This window comes from Affinundibacterium danionis (assembly GCF_042432465.1).
In the GTDB taxonomy this organism is placed as follows: Bacteria; Pseudomonadota; Gammaproteobacteria; order Burkholderiales; family Burkholderiaceae_D; genus Undibacterium; species Undibacterium danionis.
The window spans coordinates 57596-77702 of sequence record NZ_JBHLXJ010000036.1; the positions used below are offsets into that span (position 1 = coordinate 57596).

The window sequence follows — 20107 nt, forward strand, 5'->3', positions numbered from 1 at the left end:
ACTAAAAATGGGTCTATGCCGACATATTTATAAAACTTCAAACAATCCAGCAGCGCCTTGTCCACCGCCAATGCACATGGTGATGACTACATATTTGACACCGCGACGTTTGCCTTCCAACAAAGCATGCCCAGTCAGGCGTGCGCCAGAAACACCATAAGGGTGACCAACGGCGATCGCTCCACCATTCACATTCAATCTATCCATAGGAATGCCTAGCTTGTCGGCGCAGTACAATACTTGCACAGCGAACGCTTCATTCAGTTCCCACAAACCGATATCATCAATGCCTAAGCCTGCACGTTTGAGCAATTTAGGAATCGCAAACACGGGGCCAATTCCCATCTCATCTGGCTCACAACCAGCCACTGCAAAACCACGAAACACACCCAATGGCTGCAAACCTTTACGTTCAGCGACTTGAGCATTCATGACGATAGTCATCGCCGCGCCGTCTGAAAATTGACTGGCATTGCCTGCCGTGATGACGCCATCTGGCAATGCCGTTCTGATTTGAGAAACTGCTTCTAAAGTTGTCCCTGCGCGTATCCCTTCATCGGCAGCAATCGTCACTTCACGCAAATGATGTTCGCCTGTTTCATTATCTGTAACGCGCATGGTCGTCGTTACTGGAATAATTTCCGCATCAAATAAACCGGCTGCGAAGGCAGCACTAGCACGTTGCTGGCTGCGCACACCATATTCATCCTGACGTTCGCGTGAAATCTGATAACGCTTGGCGACTATCTCTGCAGTTTCTAGCATAGGCATATAGACTTGCGGAATATGCTGTTGTAGCCATGGATCACTGAGCATGTGCTTATTCATTTCATTTTGCACACAAGAGATAGATTCAACACCACCCGCTGCGATGATATCGATCTCACCGGACATCACACGCTGCGCAGCCAAAGCGATAGATTGCAATCCGGACGAGCAATAGCGATTAATTGTGATACCTGGAACTGTGACCGGGCAGCCAGCACGTAATGCGATTTGTCGTGCGATATTGCGACCATTCGCACCTTCAGGAAATGCGCAACCGACCATTACATCTTCGATTTCAGCGTGCTCAAGATTGGCTCTTTGAATAACAGCAGTGAGCGTCGGCCCCGCCATACTCGCGCCGTGTGTCATGTTAAACGCGCCCTTCCATGACTTTGCTAATCCGGTGCGCGCTGTCGAGACGATCACTGCGTCTGTCATTTTTGTCTCCGTATACTTTTTGAGTTATTTAAAATTCTGCGGTGAGTTTTACTTGCTTATCGTTGACACTGAGATGTGCGGTTGAGCCTTGCATCAAGCTCGCTTTATCGTCGCAATGACCAAACGGTAGCCCAGTCACAATAGGTGTCGTGATAGTCGCGCGCAAAAACTTCAACATCGCCGCGAAGTCGTAGCCATTATCTTGTGGTGCTAAGCGGTAAGCAGAAAAATTTCCCAATACGATCGCCTTTTGTTTCGCCAACACGCCTGCCATATGAAGTTGAAGCAGCATGCGCTCAACACGATAAGGATGCTCTGCAATATCTTCCACAAACAGGATGCCACCTTCAATGTTTGGAAAATATTCGGTTCCAAGCAGATGACAAATCATAGCCAAATTGCCGCCCCATAATCTACCTTCGACACACAAATTTGCTTCTTGATCCGATTCAAATTCAAGATGGGTTTTGCGCTCACGCAAAGCTTTAAAAAATTGGTCTTGTGTAAATGGATGTAGTTCTTCGCGAGTAAAATCATTGCACAGCATAGGGCCGCATAAACTAGCCGTATCCGTCTTTGCCAACATCGCCAATTGCAAGGCGTTGAAGTCACTGTAGCCAACCAACCATTGACCGCTGCTGGCTATCTTTTGTAGATCGATATTTGGCAAAATTCTCGACAAGCCATAACTACCGCGCAAGCCCATCACGATATCGACCTCAGGATTGTCGATCGCGGCATTTAATTGATTCAAACGTTCTTGATCTGTCGCTCCAAAGCGTTCAAAACGCTCTGTATGCTGGTAGTAATTGATTACCTTAAATCCGGCGCTCTTCAGCGCCTGTAAACCGGCGTCAATATTCGTATCATCTAAAGCCGCACCGCTCGGTGCAACGATAGCGATGCAAGGATGTTCAGGGAGAATTTTGGGGAAAGAAATGGGCATCGCTAATACTCGTCTGTTCAGTAATCAGCGATCGATAATGGCTATCACTCGCCTAGCTTGTCTGATGGAATACGCGATTCTACCGCGGCACGGCGGCGCTCAGCAAAAAAATCCTTGAGTAGTTGCACACATTCCTCTGCCAACACGCCAGAGATCACTTCGGCATGATGATTGAGCTTTTCTTCTTTAAATAAATCGACAATCGAACCACATGCGCCAGTTTTGAAATCATGCGCACCAAACACGATACGAGAAAAACGTGCATGCATTAATGCACCAGAACACATGACACAAGGCTCTAAGGTGACATAGAGTTCACAACCAGGAAGACGATAATTGCCAAGAACTTCGGCTGCAGCACGCATAGCGACGACTTCGGCGTGCGCAGTTGGATCGTGGGTCGCTATCGGTTGATTAAAGCCACGAGCGATGATTTCGCCGTCCTTCACGACTACTGCGCCGACTGGGACTTCCCCTGCTTGCCAAGCCAACTTTGCTTGAGCGATGGCTTCAAGCATAAAAATTTCATCACTGATCATGGATTTTATTTAGACCGAAATGTTAGCCGCTATGTCGTGCCATTTAATCATGTAGTGAACTGTCTATTTATAGCGTTGGGGCTTATTTATTTCTTTTTGAAAAGAAATGTCCTAACAAGTAGGCAAATCCTGTACTAAATGTAATCGTTCGAGAAATGTGTGGCCAATCTGCAATTTCTAGGAAATGTAAAATTAAAACCCCGAACATAAAGCCCGCAACTGTAAAGAGAATTACAACTTGATCCTTTGGGCTCATTCTTCTAGTTCTTATTTTCGTAGATTCAATCGATTGCCTAGCCGTCAATCTCCGCCCAGCAATTAGGCGTTTCGTATAGCGTGATTTTCGTCAGAGATAAATGGCGACCATAACGATCGTGATAGACATCTTTGAGCATATCGAAGGCGATTTTGGCCAAGTTTTCAACCGTAGGAACGCGATCGATTACCACCGTTTTATGTCCAGGCATGCTTTCTAAGAATTGACGCACCGCCGTGTCTTTTTCATACACAATAAATGCATGGTCCCAAAGATCGACCAGATGTTTATTGGCAAGTGCTTTGATATCACCAAAATCCATGATCATGCCGTTATCAGACTCACCGTCTTTTTCGACGACATCACCAGTCAAGGTAATCAACAAGGTATAGCGATGCCCATGCAAATTGCGGCATTGGCTGTTGTGATCGGGAATCCGATGTCCGGTATCGAATTCAACTTTTCTGGTAATGGTTAACATGTATTGCCTGTGTACATAAGGTCAGACAAAACGTCATAGTCACGTCATGTCGACAGCTAATAAAAAATTATTTAAGGAATCTGCAGCAATTTATGCGTCTGCAAACTCAATTTCCATTTTGGATGCGCTTTGCAATAATCGATGGCTTTATGCAGATTGTCCTGCAATAAAGGCCCATCCATTGCTTGCAAATAATGATGTGTAAAATCGAGCGCTTCGTACGCATTTAAGTCCTGCCCCAACTGCGGAATCACGACTTTCAACTCATCGCCTTTGAGCACCACAAGTTGCGAACCCATTTTTGGGCTAACACAAATCCAATCCACGCCAGTCGGCACTTCTATCGTGCCGTTCGTTTCTATCGCAATTTCAAAACCCACATCGTGCATCGCATCGATTAAAGCCTCATCCAGTTGCAGCAATGGTTCTCCGCCAGTGAATACGACGAATTTACTGGCGGTATGCGTTTCAGGCCATAAAGAATTGATCCGAGCAGCAACAGCTTGTGGCGTCTTAAACTTACCACCACCTTCGCCATCGGTTCCAACGAAATCGGTATCGCAAAATTGGCAAACCGCTGTGGCACGATCTTCTTCACGCCCGGTCCACAAATTGCAGCCAGCAAAACGACAAAACACCGCAGGACGTCCAGCATGTGTGCCCTCGCCCTGTAAAGTGTAAAAAATTTCTTTAATGCTGTAGCTCAAAAGAAATCACTCCCACTCGATTGTCGCCGGTGGTTTTCCGGAAATATCGTAGACAACGCGATTAATTCCACGCACTTCATTGATAATGCGATTGGAAACTTTACCCAACAATTCATGTGGCAAATGTGCCCAATGCGCTGTCATAAAGTCTTGTGTTTGCACCGCACGCAAAGCCACCACATATTCATAAGTACGACCATCACCCATCACGCCAACCGATTTGACTGGTAAGAACACAGCAAATGCTTGGCTAGTCGCGTCATACCAAGTTTGTGGTTTTTCTGCGTTCGGATCAACGTAAGTATTACGTAATTCTTCGATAAAAATCGCGTCAGCACGGCGCAATAAATCGGCGAAATCTTTTTTAACTTCACCCAAGATACGCACGCCCAAACCAGGGCCAGGGAAAGGATGACGATACACCATGCTATGTGGTAAACCTAAAGCCACGCCCAATTTGCGCACTTCATCTTTGAACAATTCACGCAGTGGTTCTAATAACTTCAGATTCAAAGTATCTGGCAAACCACCGACATTGTGATGACTCTTAATTGTGTGTGAGCCTTTTTTACCTTTGCCTGCACTTTCGATTACGTCTGGATAAATCGTACCTTGCGCCAGCCATTTTGCGTTCTTAAGTTTGCCAGATTCTGCTTGGAATACTTCGACAAATTCACGACCGATGATTTTGCGCTTGGCTTCTGGATCAGTAACACCCGCCAGATGCCCCATGAACTGTTCTGTGGCATCTACATGAATCACCTTCACACCTAGATTGTTCGCGAACATTTCCATGACCATCTTGCCTTCATCGAGGCGCAACAAACCGTGATCGACAAAGACGCAAGTCAATTTATCGCCAATAGCGCGATGGATTAAGGCCGCTGCAACACTACTATCGACACCACCAGACAAGCCAAGAATTACCTCATCATCACCGACTTGAGCGCGTATCGACGCGACTGCTTCAGAAATATAATCTGGCATATTCCAGTCAGATTTGCAGCCACAGATATCATGCACAAAGCGACCAATAATCGCCTCACCTTGAATCGTGTGCGTGACTTCTGGATGGAATTGCACTGCATAAAAACGACGATCTTCATCCGCCATTGCGGCGATTGGGCAATTGTCGGTTGATGCCATCAACTTGAACCCTGCTGGCATTTCATTGACTTTATCACCGTGGCTCATCCATACCTTGAGCATGCCGTGACCTTCTGGTGTCACGAAATCGTTGATGCCTTCTAATAACTTAGTATGGCTACGCGCGCGAACTTCAGCGTAACCAAATTCACGTACTTTGCCGTTTTCAACTTTACCACCGAGTTGTTCTGCCATAGTTTGCATACCATAGCAAATCCCTAAAACTGGCACACCAGCGTCATACACCGCCAGTGGTGCACGTGGAGTATCGCCTTCAGTCACACTACTTGGGCCGCCAGATAAAATAATCCCAGCTGCGCCATAGTTGCGAATGAATTCATCGCTGACATCGTAAGGATAAACTTCAGAAAATACGCCAGCATCGCGAACACGGCGAGCGATCAATTGAGTAACTTGGGAACCAAAGTCGAGGATAAGGATTTTTGAATGCATGATTCTATAAAATAATCAAAGAGTAATATCGATTTGCTCTGGACTGGCCTGAACAATAGAATTGTTTTCTAATCGCCGAGCAGCAAGTAGGGCTTTTTCTGCGGAATGAATAAAAGTTTCAGGTGACACATTGGGGAAAACAGTAGTTGATGCAATCCCTATACTAATATTTATTTCTAATGTCTCACCCTCGAGTACTTCTGGATGTGTGATAACGGCAAGTCGTATGCGTTCTGCGACTGCGGCTGAGACTAGACTTGACGCGCCGGGCAATACTATCAAAAACGCGTCACTTTCAAATCGACCTAATGCATCAAATGGGCGTATGCAAGAACGAATTCGGCTAGCGAGCTTTAACAGGAAAGAGTCTCCCGCACCACTACCCAAACGCTCTCGTACATTCTGATACTGATTGACACCGAGATAAAGTAAAGATACTGGCTTTTCTGCCTTTAAACAGCGCTCTAACTCTATTCCTAATGAACGTGAAATAGCAGATCGATTCCACATTCCCAACACAGGATCAAGCAAAGCATCACGCTTCAAGTTACGGATTTGTTTTACCAGATCAAGTTGCTGCAATTTGAGCGCACCAATCACTAATTCCCGCTCAACCATCGACGCTAAATCAGCGAACAATAAACGAGATTCGTCATCAAACTCATGCTCAGCATAGTCAATCAGATAAATACAGCCAACAACTTGATCATTGGTATCAAAAATAGGATGCTGCGCGCAAAAGACAATGTGCGGTTCACCTTCTACCGAAGGATGTTTTGAAAAGTCTTCTTCAAAATTCAGATTATTGTAAATTCTGATTTCTTCAGAAAATCCTAGCATCTCACAGAAGTTAGCTTCGATACTCACCATAGAATGCTCGCTACGATCAAAGCGTTCTAATAACTTACCGAAACTAACTATGCAATTCGCAACCCCAAATAGACGTATTCCTAAGCGCTCAAACCTGGCAACTTTTGCCTCATACTTATCGAGGTCGACACGGGTATTACCCGAGCCTTCTAAAAACAACTCCATGCGACTAGCACGTTCCAAAGGTGTCACCATTTAGCTGCTCCGTAGTTGAGGCGCTATCGAATTTTAAACAATCGCGGCTTAATCGGCACGATAGTTAGGAGCTTCTTTGGTGATCTGAACGTCATGCACATGAGATTCACGCATACCAGCAGAAGTAATTTCGACAAACTCTGCTTTATCATGTAAATCTTGGATTGATGCGCAGCCGCAGTACCCCATAGAAGAACGAACGCCACCCACCATCTGATACAGAATCGCCAAGACGCTACCTTTATACGGCACACGTCCTTCGATACCTTCCGGAACCAGTTTATCGGCATTATTCGCAGCGTCTTGGAAATAACGATCAGCGGAACCATCGGCCATCGCGCCTAAACTACCCATGCCACGATAAGATTTGTAACTACGTCCTTGGAACAGAATAACTTCGCCTGGCGCTTCTTCGGTACCCGCAAACATACTACCCATCATCACCGTTGATGCGCCAGCAGCCAAAGCCTTGGACACGTCACCAGAGAAGCGGATACCGCCATCAGCGATACAAGGCACACCAGTGCCGCGCAAAGCAGCTGCAACATTGGCAATCGCTGTAATTTGTGGAACGCCAACACCAGCAACAATACGAGTGGTACAGATTGAACCTGGGCCAATACCCACTTTAACGGCATCCGCACCGTGCTCAACCAAGGCTAAAGCCGCTGCGGCTGTCGCGATATTGCCACCAATGACCTCGATATGTGGGTAATTGGTTTTCACCCAACGTACACGGTCCAAGACACCTTTGGAATGTCCATGAGCAGTATCAACGACAATCACATCGACACCTGCTTTAGCCAACAGATCAATACGCTCATCATTATCCGCACCGACACCCACCGCAGCACCCACACGTAATTTGCCTTGTTCATCTTTAGAGGCTAGTGGATGTTCTGTGGATTTTTGAATATCTTTTACGGTAATCAGGCCACGCAACTCAAATGCATCATCAACGACTAATACGCGTTCGAGGCGGTGCTTATTCATCAGACGCTTCGCTTCACTCAAATCAGCGCCTTCTTTCACGAAGACCAATTTTTCACGTGGCGTCATCTTTGCGCGCACTTCAGCATCTAATTCTTGCTCAAAGCGCAAGTCACGATTGGTGATAATACCAACGACAGTCTTACCTTCAACCACCGGGAAGCCGCTAATACCATGTTGAGAACTGAGTGAGATCACATCACGGATCGTCGTCGAAGGCGCAATCGTAATTGGATCACGCAAAACGCCAGATTCAAAACGTTTAACCTTAGCGACTTCACGAGCCTGCTCTTTGGGAGTCAAGTTTTTATGAATAATACCAATACCACCCTCTTGCGCCATCGCAATCGCTAGGCGACCTTCAGTCACCGTATCCATGGCAGCGGATACCAAAGGTATATTGAGTTTAATATTGCGTGTCAGATTCGTCGCAAGAGAGGTATCTTTTGGGAGAATATTTGAGTAAGCTGGGACGAGCAACACATCATCGAAAGTGAGTGCTTTTTGAAGAAGACGCATAGTGTTTCCTATAGGCGCAAAAGCAAATTATACAGAAAACTTGCCGATCCGTCTCGTTCCGTGTAAAACTCGCGATAAATTCTTTAAAAACTTTGTCATTCCCGTATAAGAAATCGAGTCAATCATGCAAAAAAAAGCTTTTTTCTCAACAATTATAGTGAGCTTAGCGCTGGTTTGTGCGAATACCGCGTTCGCACAGTACATCTGGCTCAACGACAAAGGTGTCAAACAGTATTCCGATCATCCGCCACCAAAATCTGTTCCAAAAGATAAAATTGTAAAATCTCCATTTGGGGTTGCGCGAGCCACCGATCAGGCTAACCCCTCCGAAAAGAAAGACGACATGGGCAAGAGCGAGATGGACAAAATTGAAAAACCAGTCACCCTCGCCAAAAAGAATGAAGAGTCCAATAAGCGCAGGATAGCGAAAGAAGAAGCAGAAAAGAAAGCGGAAATAGAGCAACAGAACACCGAGGCTAAGGCAAAAAATTGTGAGCGCGCAAAGTCTTACAAACAATCTCTCGACGAAGGTGTCCTCATCATGACGCGCAATAAAAATGGTGAGAGAACCGTACTCGATGAAACACAAAGAGCGAAAGAAGCGGCCGAAGCCAAAAAGATCTTAAGCGATTGCCCATAAGACCAAGGTGACGTAGCCTGAGTTACTCAGCACTATTCAGGCTACCATCACATTTTCCCCGTTTTATGCTCTCGTAAGGCACGACGGCGGCGCGCGTCCATAGGCTGCGCAATCAAAGCACGACAAATCTCAAGTCTGTCGCCAGAAGATAAAACATAGTCACGGGTCTTCTTTTTCCCAAACACGGCAAATGTGGCTTTCTCACTGAGCATTTGTTCGAGCTCGTGTCGTAAAGTCGGATTCAAACTCAAGAACACTTGATCAATAGTACTACCCTGCGCCACCTTCAGATCCAGCAAGACAGGGGCTGTCCCGTTTCTTGAATAACATAATTGAATAGCTAACAAACTAGCTAAATTCTGTGGCAATTGATCGACTGGCTTACTTTCCATAAACCACCTCAGCGCGCGCGCAAAACGCATCGACAAAACTATTAGTGATTTTTCCGAACACTGGACCAATTAAATGCTCCAGTAACTTACTAGAAAACTCATAGCGCAGATCAAATTCAATTTTGCACGCATCGCTGCGTAAAGCCGTAAAAGTCCACTGCCCATGTAATTGCTTAAAAGGTCCATCCACCAAACGCATTTCCATCTTATTCGGTGGAGAATTCACATTTTGAGTCGTGAAACTTTGCTTGATTCCGTGATAATTGATAGATAATGTTGCTTTAAGCTGCTCGTCCGAACGCTCAAGTACGTTGACGCCTCCACACCAAGGCAAAAACAAAGGATAATCTTCAACTTTTTCAACAAGAGCGAACATCTGTTCTGCACTGTAGGAAATTAAAACGTTTTTTTGGACGACTGCCATTATCTCAAGTCATTTGGTATGATCACAGACCGAATTTTAACCGAAACACCCCACTTCTCGGTGAATAAGCGCAATTTAACGCGTTCATCACCTTGTAAATTACAAGAACACAAAAATCAGTATGAGCATTGCAGATAATAAAAAGGCATTCCACGACTTCTTTATCGAAGAACAGTTCGAAGCAGGTATCGTGCTGCAAGGCTGGGAAGTAAAAGCGATTCGCGCTGGACGAGTTCAATTGAAAGAAGCTTATGTCATTATAAAAAATGGCGAGATTTTTCTATTCGGCGCTCATATTGGCGCGCTACCAACGGCATCAACGCACATACACCCAGATTCCGTAAGAACACGTAAATTGCTCTTGCATGCAGAAGAAATTAAAAAATTAATAGGTAAAGTGGAACGCTCTGGCTACACCATGGTGCCACTTAATATGCACTATTTAAACGGCAGAGTGAAATGTCAGATTGGATTAGCCAAAGGTAAAAAGCAACACGACAAACGAGAGTCAGAAAAAGAACGCGATTGGCAGCGTGAACAGCAAAAAATTATGAAGCAGCACCGTCGTTAATTTTTCTCTTGTCGTTTTAGATAAATATCTTCTCGCGCCTCGCGGATCTGCCGTCTGAGCGCGATACGCTCTTCAGGCGTGAGTCGATTAAATTTCGGCAATGGACGAGCCTCCATTTCAGAGCCAGAGCGAGCGGCTGTTGGCAAGCCGCTTTCATTCGAAATAGGCTGCCGCTGCGCGGCTTTTTCACTCAAGTGATGCAGACGCTCTTGATGCTCTATTTGACGTATCGCACGAAACTCTTCAACACGCCGCTGTCGCATTTCTTGTTTTCTGTTTGCCTCAAAGCTACGTTGCTGCGCAAATGCCACACTGATATCGCTTAATCCGACAACTAGCAGCACTCTCAAGCAAACCATATTGATACTTATTTTTTTCACAAAAAAATTCTTTCTACCTTCAAAATATTTTTGATTAGACTATTAGCGCTCCTATCTTTATCCAATGAAATTTGAGTTTAGCCATTGGACGAAACCTCAGACAGAATACCCACGTTGGAAAAGAGTGCCTTATTCACATTAGCTGAAAAATAACGATTATTTTTACTCTCTGCCTATTTTCCACCAAATTTTACTTAGCCTGCAAGCAGTGTAGAGAGAAAGCAGAGGCTTGAACAGGGGTATTCTGTAAGGTCTGTAACAGTTTGTAATGCCTATGAAAAATCAATACAGCGCGATGCCAATTCACAGTAAGATAAACACATTATCATCACAAAATGAATGACATGACTGATACCAAAGCCAAAATTTTAGTCGTCGATGACGATATTCGCTTGCGCGACTTATTGCGCCGATATTTGACTGAACAAGGTTTTCAAGTCGTCGTTGCAGAAAACGCGACCGCAATGAACAAACTCTGGCTACGCGAACGCTACGACCTACTGGTATTGGATCTCATGCTACCAGGTGAAGATGGATTATCGATTTGCAGACGCTTGCGAGGTGGTGGCGATAAAACGCCAATCATCATGCTAACTGCCAAAGGTGAGGATGTCGATCGGATTATTGGCTTAGAAATGGGTGCAGATGACTACCTCCCCAAACCTTTCAATCCGCGAGAACTAGTCGCACGTATTAACGCGGTTCTGCGTCGCCGTGGACCTGACGAAGTACCCGGAGCACCTCTAGAGCACGGGCAAGTCTTTAAATTTGGAGAATTTTGCCTAGATTTATCCAATCGCAGTCTAAAACGAAAAGATGAGCAAATCAATTTAACCACCGGTGAATTCTCAGTGCTAAAAGTATTTGCTCGTCACGCCCGACAACCGCTATCACGCGAAAAATTGATGGAATTAGCACGTGGCCGCGAATACGAGGTATTCGACCGCAGTCTAGACGTACAAATTTCTCGCTTACGAAAATTAATAGAAAAAGACCCGGGAACACCACAATACATACAAACGGTCTGGGGCTTAGGCTATGTTTTCATTCCTGATGGCCAGTCCAAATAGATGTTGGCGACTAAAAAACTGAGACGACTCTAGGCGAACTAAAGCGAACAACGCACAATATGCGCAATTATTTTCTTGCTTTGAGCGGGGTACGTAGCGCCCTTTTCTGGCGCACTTTCTTTTTACTGACTATCTTAGTAACGGCCAGTATGGCTGCATGGTTTATCAGCTTCAAACTGGTAGAACGCAAGCCACGCGCACAACAAATCTCAGGGCAAATTGTGTCCATGGTAACCATCACTCGCGCTGCTCTTACGCATTCTGCTGAAGACAAACGCCGCGAATTACTTCTAGACCTAGCGCGAAATGAGGGAATACGCATTTATCTAGTTGAGGAAAACGACAAGATAGTAGCGCAAGAAGATACCGTTTTTTTTGATGAACTTAAAAAATTAATTCAAGAAAAACTAGGCGCAAAAACCCAATTCGCAAGAGCGGTCAATGGTGAGGAAGGATTTTGGCTCAGCTTTGTCATTGATGAGGATCAGTATTGGCTAAGATTAGAACAAGATCGATTGCAAAATGAAACCAGCTTGCAAATATTAGGTTGGGCTAGCATCACGCTAATTTTAACTTTAGTCGGAGCCGTCTTCATTTCTCGACACATTAACGCGCCACTATCAAATTTAAGCCAAGCTGCACGTCAACTAGCGCATGGGCTACGTCCGCCTCCACTCCCTGAGAATGGCCCGAGGGAAATTAGAGAGACAAATGTCAGCTTCAATCAAATGGTGGACGATTTAGCCCGTAGCGAATCAGATCGCACCGTCATTCTTGCAGGCATTTCACATGACTTGAGAACGCCTCTGACCCGCTTGCAATTAGAATTAGAAATGGCACCTGTCGACGCCACGACTCGTGAGGCGATGCAATCCGACTTAAGCCAAATGGATGGCATCATTCAACAGTTCTTAGACTATGCTAAGCCTTTGCATGAATCCACATTTAACAGCGTCCACTTGAGCAGCCTAGTTGAAAAAATAGTTCAAGATGTGCAGCGCGACAGCAACGTTATCATACTGGCCAAAATTGATCCTGGCATTTCCATCACAGGGATAGAGATTGAGATTCAACGCTTATTTAATAATCTCATCCAAAACGCATTGCGTTACGCTCGTGATGCGACAACGAATCAAGTTAAATTAGAATTGGAATGTCGTTTTTCTGAACAGCCTAATAAGCCACTTGCCTGCATACGATTGAGAGATTTTGGGCCGGGCGTACCTAAAGAGGAAATAACTCGCTTGTTACGCCCATTCACGCGCGGCGATATCGCTAGGAGTCAAGCTAATGGTTCTGGTCTTGGCTTGGCAATCGTTGATCGTATCGTTAAACGCCATGGCGGCAAAATACGCTTACAAAATCATCCTGCCGGTGGATTGGATATACAAATTCTTATATCCGCTCACCGCACTTCTAAATAACCTAAGCCTAGACCATAAAATATGTCGCCGGAGATTTCTCTGCGGCGACATTTCTTGATCAAATCCAACTAGCTACTACATTTTTTATTTTGCCTCTGGATTGAGTTGATAACTCATACGCAAAGTCTCAGTCTTGGCGCTGGCTACGATCGGTGAAATATTCGCCGGTGAAACTTTCGCCGTGGGCGCCACATTCGTCACACCAGCATGGTTTAATACAACGCTACTCGCCTGAGCTTGCAACATGCTCCAGCTCACCGCGCCAGCCATCCCTATTCCCATCAATACGCTAAACAAAACAGGGGAACGCAGACCGGTATTTTTTTTCACTACGGTGAACGGTGTAGCGTCAGATATTTCCACAGGAATCGGCGATGCTTGCAATACTTCTTTCGCACGTTCACACCATTGTTGATGCTGTCCCTGCTCCAAGGTAAAACGATCTAATAATTGTTTAGTCAGAGCTTCTGCCGCACGCTTTTCCGCATCAATTTTATTTTGCAAAGCGAGTGTATTTTCTTTTTGCAAATCAACCTCGTTTTTCAATTCTGCTTGCAACGACAATGTCTGTGCTAACAGTGTTTGTTCCTCCAGTTTTTTTGCATTGACCAATGCTAAGGTCGCTGCCTCTTGTTGCACTCTCTCTGCCAATAATTCTTGCGCTTCCTGTTCTTTTTGCAAACGCTCTAAATTTTTATGACGCAAAGTTTGTGCTTCGAAAATCTGATCCGCTAATAGACGCGCGATTTGTTTTTCTGCCTCGGCATTTTCTTTTTCAAGCTGAGCTAAAGTTTCTTGTTGCTCACGATTTTTTTCGATCTCAGCCACATGTAAATATTCTTGTTCTGATTTAGCATTGGCGGCGATTGTCAAGGTCAATTCCGTTTCGAATCTGACTTTCTCTTCGCTAGCAGCAACACGCTCAGCCTCTAAACGAATTTGCGCCTGAACTAAGGCTTGATGTTCCAGGTCAGCACGTTTCTTGGCTTCCTCAATCACCAAGCTTTCTGCTTCCAGTTTTAATTCGATGTCACGCAAAGTCCTGTGATGTAAAGCCACCATTTCTTCTTCGAAGGCCAGTTGCTCTTGGGTTTTGATAGCGATCGCAGTCTCTAATTCTAAACGCGCTGCTTGCGCCTGTTGCAAGCGCAACAAATCACTACTTTGCGCTTCGGCAGTTGCAATCAATTCGGACTCTAATTGTGCTTGCTGTGTTGCTAAAACACGTGCTTCATTTTCGGCAGCGAGTCGATTCTGTAAAGCGATTCTGGCATCTTGCTCCGCCAACACGCGGTATTCGCACTCTTGTAGATAGGCTTGCTCGGTCTCTATACGTTTTGCAGTTTCCTCTGCCAAACATTGCTCAGCCGCACTCTTCTGTGCCAACAACTGTAGCTCTTGGCGTTCTAAGGCGACTCGTTGAGCTTCAAATTCTTTCAACTCCTCAGCTTGAGCTAAACGTTGTTCAATCAAACTTAATGCTGTTTTTTGCGCTTCGGTATGATCGCGTGAGCTAATCAATAAAGCATTTTCTTGGGCAAATTTTTCTTGGATAAGTTGAGCTGCCAATATTTCTTGCTCAGCACGTTGACTTTCAGCTTCGGCCAGCATACTTTCGAAACGTAGGCGCTCATTCAAAGCACTAATCGCACGTTGTTCATCTTCAATTTTTTGTTGAATCTCGGCGTTGAGTTGCAATTCAATTTGGGCTTGCTGTTCCGATAGATTAATAGATTGTTGCAAAGCATCGTTTTTCGTTTCTAGCGCTTTACTCGCTTGTACGCGCGCTGCAGCTTCTTTCTCAGCCAAAGCAAGATAGCGAGCTTCTTCTGCGTTCAACTGCTGCAATTCCAGACGTGCTTGTTCGTCTTGTTGTTGACGCTGCACCGCCAAACGTATTTTTTCTTCTTCAACAGCCTGTAATCGAGCTGCTTCATCTAAAGCATTTTTCTCAGCCGTTTGAGAAAACGCCAGGGTAACTAAACTCGCTTGTTCTTTCTCGATACGTTCTTGGTGCAACTGATGTAACTTCAACTCTTCGTCAACTCGCTGTTGCATTAAGTTTGCAAATAGATTTTGTGCCTCGGCATTGGCAGCTAAAGCTTCATGCAAAGCATTTTCTTTTGCTAAAGCAAACTCCGCATCTTGTTGTGCAAGGCGCGCTAATTCGCCATTGATCTCTGCATTTTTCAAGGCCGCTTTTTCTGCGACAGTTTGTGCTTGTAAGTTGATCAAAGTCGATTGTTCTATCGCTAATTTCTCATTACATGTGTCAAGTAATGCCTGATCCGCAGCACATCTTTGCTGGGCAGTGTGTTCCAGCTCAGCAATACGTTTTTTCTTTTGTATTAGCACCTGACGCGCTTGATCCTGCAAACTAGCATAAGCATGTACTTTGGCATGCAATGCCTGCTCCTCTTGCAGTTTGTCATGCTCTAATTGTTTAGCTAGAGCTTCCGCTTTAGCTCGTTCCTCGGCCAAAATGCGATTTTGTTTTTCTAAAGCCAAACGCGATTGCGCCTCTGCGACTGCAATGCGCTCTAACTCGGCTCTTTGTTTTTGTAATGCTTCATCTTCCAATGCAGCTTCTTTTTTCTGCAATTCTAATGCCGTGATTTCTTCCAAGCTTTGCAATGCTGTTTGCTGAGCCTGTAATTTAATCTTTTCAATATTGGCTAATTCGCAGGCACGTTTAGCGCGCAACTCGGTCGCTTCTTTAATTTGCAGTTCGAGTTGAATTTTCTCTTGGTTCTGCGCAATAAGATCGGCTTCCGCTTTATTTTTTTCTTCAATGGCCAGTCTAATTTTTTGCTCAGACGCTAAACGCTCCTGATGCAAACGAATATGATTTTGTTCTTCTGCGGTCTTGGCTTCTAGCTCTGCCAGTAATTGTTTTTCGATTGATTTTTTTTCCTCAATCAAGGCTAATTTGCGACGCTCTTCTTGTTCGCGTTCGCGCATTAATTTTGTCAATTCGATAGCTTCGTTGGCTTTGGATTTAGCAACATTGGCCGTTTGTCTTTGCGACTCAGCGTGCTCAGTCATTTTTTGCAGACGCACTTGTTCCGCCGCCATTAATTCTTGGCGAACTAATTTTGCTTCTTTTTCTTTTTCCTGACGAGCAAACAACATCTGTGCATGTTCGCGATCCGCTTTGGCACGCGCCAACACTTGTTCTGCAGCTTCGCGTTCTGCTTCTAATTTTTCTTGATTAGCCATTGCCGCATTGCGCTCTGCTTCCAAACGCAGATGCTCAGCCTTACTCATTTCCACTGCTTGACGCGCTTTCAGTAAGGCTAAAGCAGCTGCCTTACGCTGCAACTCTGCTTGCACTTGAGCTTGTTCCAATGCTTGTTTTTCCGCTTCTGATAGCGCCGCAATTGCCTCTTGCTGCTGACGCTCCAACATCTCTTTTTGGGCGGCCAAAGCGATAGCCTCTTCTTCCGCTTGCAAACGAGCTGCCGCTGCAAGCTCAGCATCTCTTTCACTTGCTAATTTTTCCTCTGCGGCTTGCAGTAGTTTCTCAGCAGATTCCGCTCTACGTTTTTCGGATATTAATTTTTCTTGAATCAACTCTAAGGCTTTACTTTCGGCTTCAACCCGACTTTGCTGAGTTTCTAATAATGCTTGCGAATCCTGATTTTTTTGAATTGCAAGCATGGCTAGCTGTTGACCTAGCTTTACATTCTCAACCGTATTTTCCAGCGCAATTTTCTCTGCTACGACTTTAGTTTCTTGCGCAATGCGAATGGCTTGCTGTGCCTGATGTTGCATGCTCAAAACTTCGGCCTGCGTTTCTTCCGTCTTGGCGATGGTTTCTGCTTCAGCGATGACTTTCTTCTCTGCTTCGACCTTAGCTTGAATCGCTCTCGCGGCGCGTTGTTCAGCCTCGGCGCGCATTTTTTCCGCTTTCGCTAATTCAATAATGCTTTGTGCTTTCGAATTGGCCGCCAAGTTGGCACGCTTTAAATATTCAGTCTGTACTGAAATCGCTGCTAGTGCTTTTTGCTCGGCGTCCGCTTTTTCTTTAGCTAACTGTACCGCTTCTCGTTCTAGAGCGGCCTTTTCACTCGCATATTTTTCTGCACGTTGTTCTTCTTCACGGCGCTGTTTTGCCATTTCAGCAGCTTCTAACTCAGCTTGACGACGACGTTTGGCTTCTTGATTGGCCTTTTCCTCTGCATCTAAACGCGCTCTTGCATTGGCGTCCGCATATTGTTCACTCTCAACACGAACCAATGCCTTGGTTTGTAATTCTTTTTCTGCCTGAATTCGTGATTCGGTTGCCAGGCGAATTTTCTCTTCGGCTTCACTACGTGCCAAAGCAGCTTCTGCGGCTATTTTTTCTGCTTGTTCGCGGCGATTTGCCGCTGCCAATAATTCTTGCTCGGCTTGCAAACGCAATTGAATCGCATCCGCTGCACGCTTTTCCGATTCAACTCTAGCTTGTGCAATGGCTTCGTACTCACGTTCCAACATAGCACGACCACGCGCCTCTTCACGAGCACGGATTTCTAACGGTGTACGATTTAAAGATACTTCTAAAGCAATCGCTTCAGCCTGATCGCGTTCGCGATTAATTTGCAGAGACTCATTGCGAATTTTTGCTAAACGTTCGGCATTCAAACGTGCTTCACGATCTTGTCGCTCACGTTCACGAGCTTGTTCGGCGATACGAGCATCAACCCGTGCGCGCTCAATCGCCTCTTGTTTCGCTGCATACGATGCCGCTGCGCGTTCCGCCGCCCATTGTTTGGCATTTTCTGATTCTGCGGCTAAGTTTTCGGCATCTAGTTTGGCTTTGAAATTGAGTTGTGTATCAATTTTGATTTGTTCTAGCGCCATTTTTTTCGCGCCTTGTTCATTTTTTATTCTGAGATCAGCTTGAAATTTGGCTTGCTGTTCTACCAGTGTGCGCTCTTGCAAGGCACGAATTTCTTGCGCATCACTAGCGATCCGTTCTTCGCTAGAGAGTTTTAAATCTAGCTCTGCCGCTAAACGGGCACGATGGCCATCGGCTTCTACTTGTTGTAACTGGCGATTTTCTTGGTTGACGTCATTAGCAACAATTTCGGCGGTTTCGGCTGTTTGCAAGTCCACCTTAGATTCTGCATTAGTGTCGGCATTCAATTCTGATTTCAAATCAGCTTGAGAACGGGCTTCTGCGGCTAAATCAGCGTTGGCATTCGCCTCTACTCTTGCAATCGCGGCACGTATAGCTTTGATATCGATACGTGCGTGTGGCGTCATATGATCTTCCGATGGCAAATCAGCCTGTGGATTCAATTGATCATCCAGCGCCAAGGCACCCATGGATAAGCGATTGAGTATCATTTGATTGTCATTCATTGCACACCTCGTCATTGAGTCTACCCTGCTGCTTGTTTGCGAATATCCGCTCTATGCAAGCTTGTAGGGGATTTGTATAGCTTGAATTATCGACTGATGGAAAATAAACGAAGCCTAGAGAAGAACGGGAAAAACACCGCATTTCCTGACTTTCAGTATTTTTTTGTTTCGCAGCGCCTGCTTCTGCATTTACGTCAGCGACCACCGACTTGTTTCTCTAGTTTGAAAAATAGTTCGCGGTGCAATATGAGCTTATGGTGAGAATGTCTAAACCGATCTAACGCAGGGTCAGCGATTATTAGTACAATCGGTGCAATCACTTATTTTTTTATTAAATTTTGACGAACGATGAATACCAACTCGCCACCATTGATAAACTCCAAACTACCCAAGGTAACAACCACCATCTTCGCTACTATGTCAGCCTTAGCGCACAAGCATCAGGCCATTAATCTGGGTCAGGGTTTTCCTGACTTCGAATGTGATCCGCGCCTGATAGAACATGTACATCAAGCGATGTTGGCTGGTCACAATCAATATCCTCTGATGTCGGGTGCGGCCCCCTTACGACAAGCTATCGCGACTAAAGTGAAGTCTTTGTACAAGCATGACTACAATGTTGATAGCGAGATCACGGTGACGGCTGGCGCAACACAAGCCATCATGACGACGATTTTGGCTTGTGTACATGCAGGTGACGAAGTGATCGTGATTGAGCCGGCCTATGATAGTTATGTGCCGACTATACAACTAGCAGGTGGTACACCTGTCTTGGTTGCCATGCGCTTCGAAAATGGTGAATTTAAGATTGATTGGGATGAAATTGAAAGCAAAATTAGCGACAAAACTCGCCTAATTATTATCAACTCGCCGCACAATCCAACAGGAAGCACTTTACTAACAAGTGACTTAGAGGCACTGGCGCAATTGACCAGAGATAATCAAATTTTAATTTTGTCAGACGAAGTCTATGAACATATGGTATTTGATAAACAAGCCCATTTATCATTAGCAAGTCATCCAGAATTGGCTGCCAGAAGTTTTATTATCTCCAGCTTTGGCAAAACCTATCATGTGACTGGTTGGAAAGTTGCTTATGTATTAGCGCCACAAACATTGAGCGCTGAATTTCGCAAAGTACATCAATTTAATGTGTTCACGGTTAACTCGGCGATGCAACTGGGGCTGGCAAGCTATATGCAAAACTCGGATGCCCATTTACAGCTAGCTTCTTTCTATCAAGAAAAACGAGATTATTTCCGAGCCGCTTTAGCAGAGTCGAATTTCCGTTTATTGGCAGTGAATGGCACGTATTTTCAATGTGTCGATTATTCTGGGATTTCAGATAAATCTGAGTTGGAATTTGCTAGCTGGCTTACTGAAGAAGTCGGTGTTGCTGCGATCCCAGTCTCCGCTTTTTATCAACAACAAACACAAAATAAATTAGTCCGTTTTTGCTTCGCGAAGAAAAAGGAAACTTTGGATGCAGCTTTAGAGCGGCTAACTAAGTTATAAAGCGCTGACAACATCATTGTTAATTTACAAATGA

Annotated in this window: 17 protein-coding genes; 5 read left to right on the plus strand and 12 right to left on the minus strand. The window is 45.1% G+C overall.

The window, feature by feature from the left end; translation table 11 throughout:
• Positions 1-27 precede the first annotated feature (27 nt).
• The 8 genes from ACFFJH_RS19790 to guaB all read right to left on the minus strand — a co-directional run bounded on the left by ACFFJH_RS19790 (position 28) and on the right by guaB (position 8308).
• On the minus strand, positions 28-1206 hold the full coding sequence (locus tag ACFFJH_RS19790) for an acetyl-CoA C-acyltransferase (RefSeq protein ID WP_390214835.1): 1179 nt from the start codon (positions 1204-1206) through the stop codon (positions 28-30).
• A 28-nt stretch (positions 1207-1234) separates the two neighbouring features.
• Positions 1235-2152 carry an LD-carboxypeptidase gene (locus ACFFJH_RS19795; RefSeq protein ID WP_390214837.1) on the minus strand — a complete coding sequence of 306 codons (918 nt, stop codon included), beginning with the start codon at positions 2150-2152 and terminating at the stop codon, positions 1235-1237.
• A 44-nt stretch (positions 2153-2196) separates the two neighbouring features.
• Positions 2197-2691 carry a tRNA adenosine(34) deaminase TadA gene (gene tadA, locus ACFFJH_RS19800; protein ID WP_390214839.1) on the minus strand — a complete coding sequence of 165 codons (495 nt, stop codon included), beginning with the start codon at positions 2689-2691 and terminating at the stop codon, positions 2197-2199.
• Between the two features lie 293 nt (positions 2692-2984).
• On the minus strand, positions 2985-3428 hold the full coding sequence (gene queD / locus ACFFJH_RS19805) for a 6-carboxytetrahydropterin synthase QueD (protein WP_189344196.1): 444 nt from the start codon (positions 3426-3428) through the stop codon (positions 2985-2987).
• Positions 3429-3499: 71 nt separating this feature from the next.
• Entirely contained in the window at positions 3500-4135 is a 636-nt protein-coding gene (gene queE, locus ACFFJH_RS19810; RefSeq protein WP_390214841.1) for a 7-carboxy-7-deazaguanine synthase, read from the minus strand.
• 6 nt (positions 4136-4141) lie between these two features.
• Positions 4142-5734 (minus strand): glutamine-hydrolyzing GMP synthase, encoded by a 1593-nt coding sequence (guaA, locus tag ACFFJH_RS19815; protein ID WP_212673777.1) that lies wholly within the window; start codon positions 5732-5734, stop codon positions 4142-4144.
• A gap of 15 nt (positions 5735-5749) precedes the next feature.
• Positions 5750-6799 carry a GGDEF domain-containing protein gene (locus ACFFJH_RS19820; protein WP_390214843.1) on the minus strand — a complete coding sequence of 350 codons (1050 nt, stop codon included), beginning with the start codon at positions 6797-6799 and terminating at the stop codon, positions 5750-5752.
• 48 nt (positions 6800-6847) lie between these two features.
• A complete protein-coding gene (gene guaB / locus ACFFJH_RS19825; RefSeq protein WP_390214845.1) occupies positions 6848-8308 on the minus strand; it encodes an IMP dehydrogenase in 1461 nt (486 codons plus the stop codon).
• Positions 8309-8432: 124 nt separating this feature from the next.
• Here guaB and ACFFJH_RS19830 point away from each other — a divergent pair, with 124 nt between their 5' ends.
• Positions 8433-8948, plus strand: a complete 516-nt coding sequence (locus tag ACFFJH_RS19830; RefSeq protein ID WP_390214847.1) for a DUF4124 domain-containing protein — start codon at positions 8433-8435, stop codon at positions 8946-8948.
• A 47-nt stretch (positions 8949-8995) separates the two neighbouring features.
• Here the strand turns inward: ACFFJH_RS19830 and ACFFJH_RS19835 are convergent, their stop codons facing one another.
• On the minus strand, positions 8996-9340 hold the full coding sequence (locus ACFFJH_RS19835) for an RnfH family protein (RefSeq protein ID WP_390214849.1): 345 nt from the start codon (positions 9338-9340) through the stop codon (positions 8996-8998).
• On the minus strand, positions 9330-9764 hold the full coding sequence (locus tag ACFFJH_RS19840) for a type II toxin-antitoxin system RatA family toxin (RefSeq protein WP_390214851.1): 435 nt from the start codon (positions 9762-9764) through the stop codon (positions 9330-9332). Before ACFFJH_RS19840 ends, ACFFJH_RS19835 begins: the two co-directional genes overlap by 11 nt.
• Positions 9765-9879: 115 nt before the next feature.
• Between ACFFJH_RS19840 and smpB the strand changes: the two genes are divergently transcribed.
• Complete coding sequence (gene smpB, locus ACFFJH_RS19845; RefSeq protein WP_390214991.1) at positions 9880-10335, plus strand: SsrA-binding protein SmpB; 456 nt, start codon at positions 9880-9882, stop codon at positions 10333-10335.
• Here smpB and ACFFJH_RS19850 read toward each other — a convergent pair.
• Positions 10332-10715 carry a hypothetical protein gene (locus tag ACFFJH_RS19850; RefSeq protein WP_390214853.1) on the minus strand — a complete coding sequence of 128 codons (384 nt, stop codon included), beginning with the start codon at positions 10713-10715 and terminating at the stop codon, positions 10332-10334. The genes smpB and ACFFJH_RS19850 overlap by 4 nt on opposite strands.
• Before the next feature lie 344 nt (positions 10716-11059).
• On the opposite strand from ACFFJH_RS19850, the gene ompR reads away from it, so the two are divergent.
• On the plus strand, positions 11060-11785 hold the full coding sequence (ompR, locus tag ACFFJH_RS19855) for an osmolarity response regulator transcription factor OmpR (protein WP_390214855.1): 726 nt from the start codon (positions 11060-11062) through the stop codon (positions 11783-11785).
• Positions 11786-11844: 59 nt separating this feature from the next.
• Positions 11845-13209: an ATP-binding protein gene (locus tag ACFFJH_RS19860; RefSeq protein ID WP_390214857.1), complete on the plus strand. Its 1365-nt coding sequence runs from the start codon at positions 11845-11847 to the stop codon at positions 13207-13209.
• Positions 13210-13293: 84 nt separating this feature from the next.
• Here ACFFJH_RS19860 and ACFFJH_RS19865 read toward each other — a convergent pair whose 3' ends face one another.
• Positions 13294-18558 carry a hypothetical protein gene (locus ACFFJH_RS19865; RefSeq protein ID WP_390214859.1) on the minus strand — a complete coding sequence of 1755 codons (5265 nt, stop codon included), beginning with the start codon at positions 18556-18558 and terminating at the stop codon, positions 13294-13296.
• Positions 18559-18906: 348 nt separating this feature from the next.
• On the opposite strand from ACFFJH_RS19865, the gene ACFFJH_RS19870 reads away from it, so the two are divergent.
• Positions 18907-20073, plus strand: coding sequence for a pyridoxal phosphate-dependent aminotransferase (locus ACFFJH_RS19870; protein ID WP_390214861.1), 1167 nt, complete (start codon positions 18907-18909; stop codon positions 20071-20073).
• Positions 20074-20107: the final 34 nt, after the last annotated feature.

Bases quoted from the DNA above. Each gene is read 5' to 3' on its own strand.
- ACFFJH_RS19790 (WP_390214835.1), bottom strand. From the start codon at position 1,206: ATGACAGACGCAGTGATCGTCTCGACAGCGCGCACCGGATTAGCAAAG.
- ACFFJH_RS19795 (WP_390214837.1), bottom strand. From the start codon at position 2,152: ATGCCCATTTCTTTCCCCAAAATTCTCCCTGAACATCCTTGCATCGCT.
- tadA (WP_390214839.1), bottom strand. From the start codon at position 2,691: ATGATCAGTGATGAAATTTTTATGCTTGAAGCCATCGCTCAAGCAAAG.
- queD (WP_189344196.1), bottom strand. From the start codon at position 3,428: ATGTTAACCATTACCAGAAAAGTTGAATTCGATACCGGACATCGGATT.
- guaA (WP_212673777.1), bottom strand. From the start codon at position 5,734: ATGCATTCAAAAATCCTTATCCTCGACTTTGGTTCCCAAGTTACTCAA.
- ACFFJH_RS19820 (WP_390214843.1), bottom strand. From the start codon at position 6,799: ATGGTGACACCTTTGGAACGTGCTAGTCGCATGGAGTTGTTTTTAGAA.
- guaB (WP_390214845.1), bottom strand. From the start codon at position 8,308: ATGCGTCTTCTTCAAAAAGCACTCACTTTCGATGATGTGTTGCTCGTC.
- ACFFJH_RS19830 (WP_390214847.1), top strand. From the start codon at position 8,433: ATGCAAAAAAAAGCTTTTTTCTCAACAATTATAGTGAGCTTAGCGCTG.
- ACFFJH_RS19835 (WP_390214849.1), bottom strand. From the start codon at position 9,340: ATGGAAAGTAAGCCAGTCGATCAATTGCCACAGAATTTAGCTAGTTTG.
- ACFFJH_RS19840 (WP_390214851.1), bottom strand. From the start codon at position 9,764: ATGGCAGTCGTCCAAAAAAACGTTTTAATTTCCTACAGTGCAGAACAG.
- ompR (WP_390214855.1), top strand. From the start codon at position 11,060: ATGACTGATACCAAAGCCAAAATTTTAGTCGTCGATGACGATATTCGC.
- ACFFJH_RS19860 (WP_390214857.1), top strand. From the start codon at position 11,845: ATGCGCAATTATTTTCTTGCTTTGAGCGGGGTACGTAGCGCCCTTTTC.
- ACFFJH_RS19865 (WP_390214859.1), bottom strand. From the start codon at position 18,558: ATGAATGACAATCAAATGATACTCAATCGCTTATCCATGGGTGCCTTG.
- ACFFJH_RS19870 (WP_390214861.1), top strand. From the start codon at position 18,907: ATGAATACCAACTCGCCACCATTGATAAACTCCAAACTACCCAAGGTA.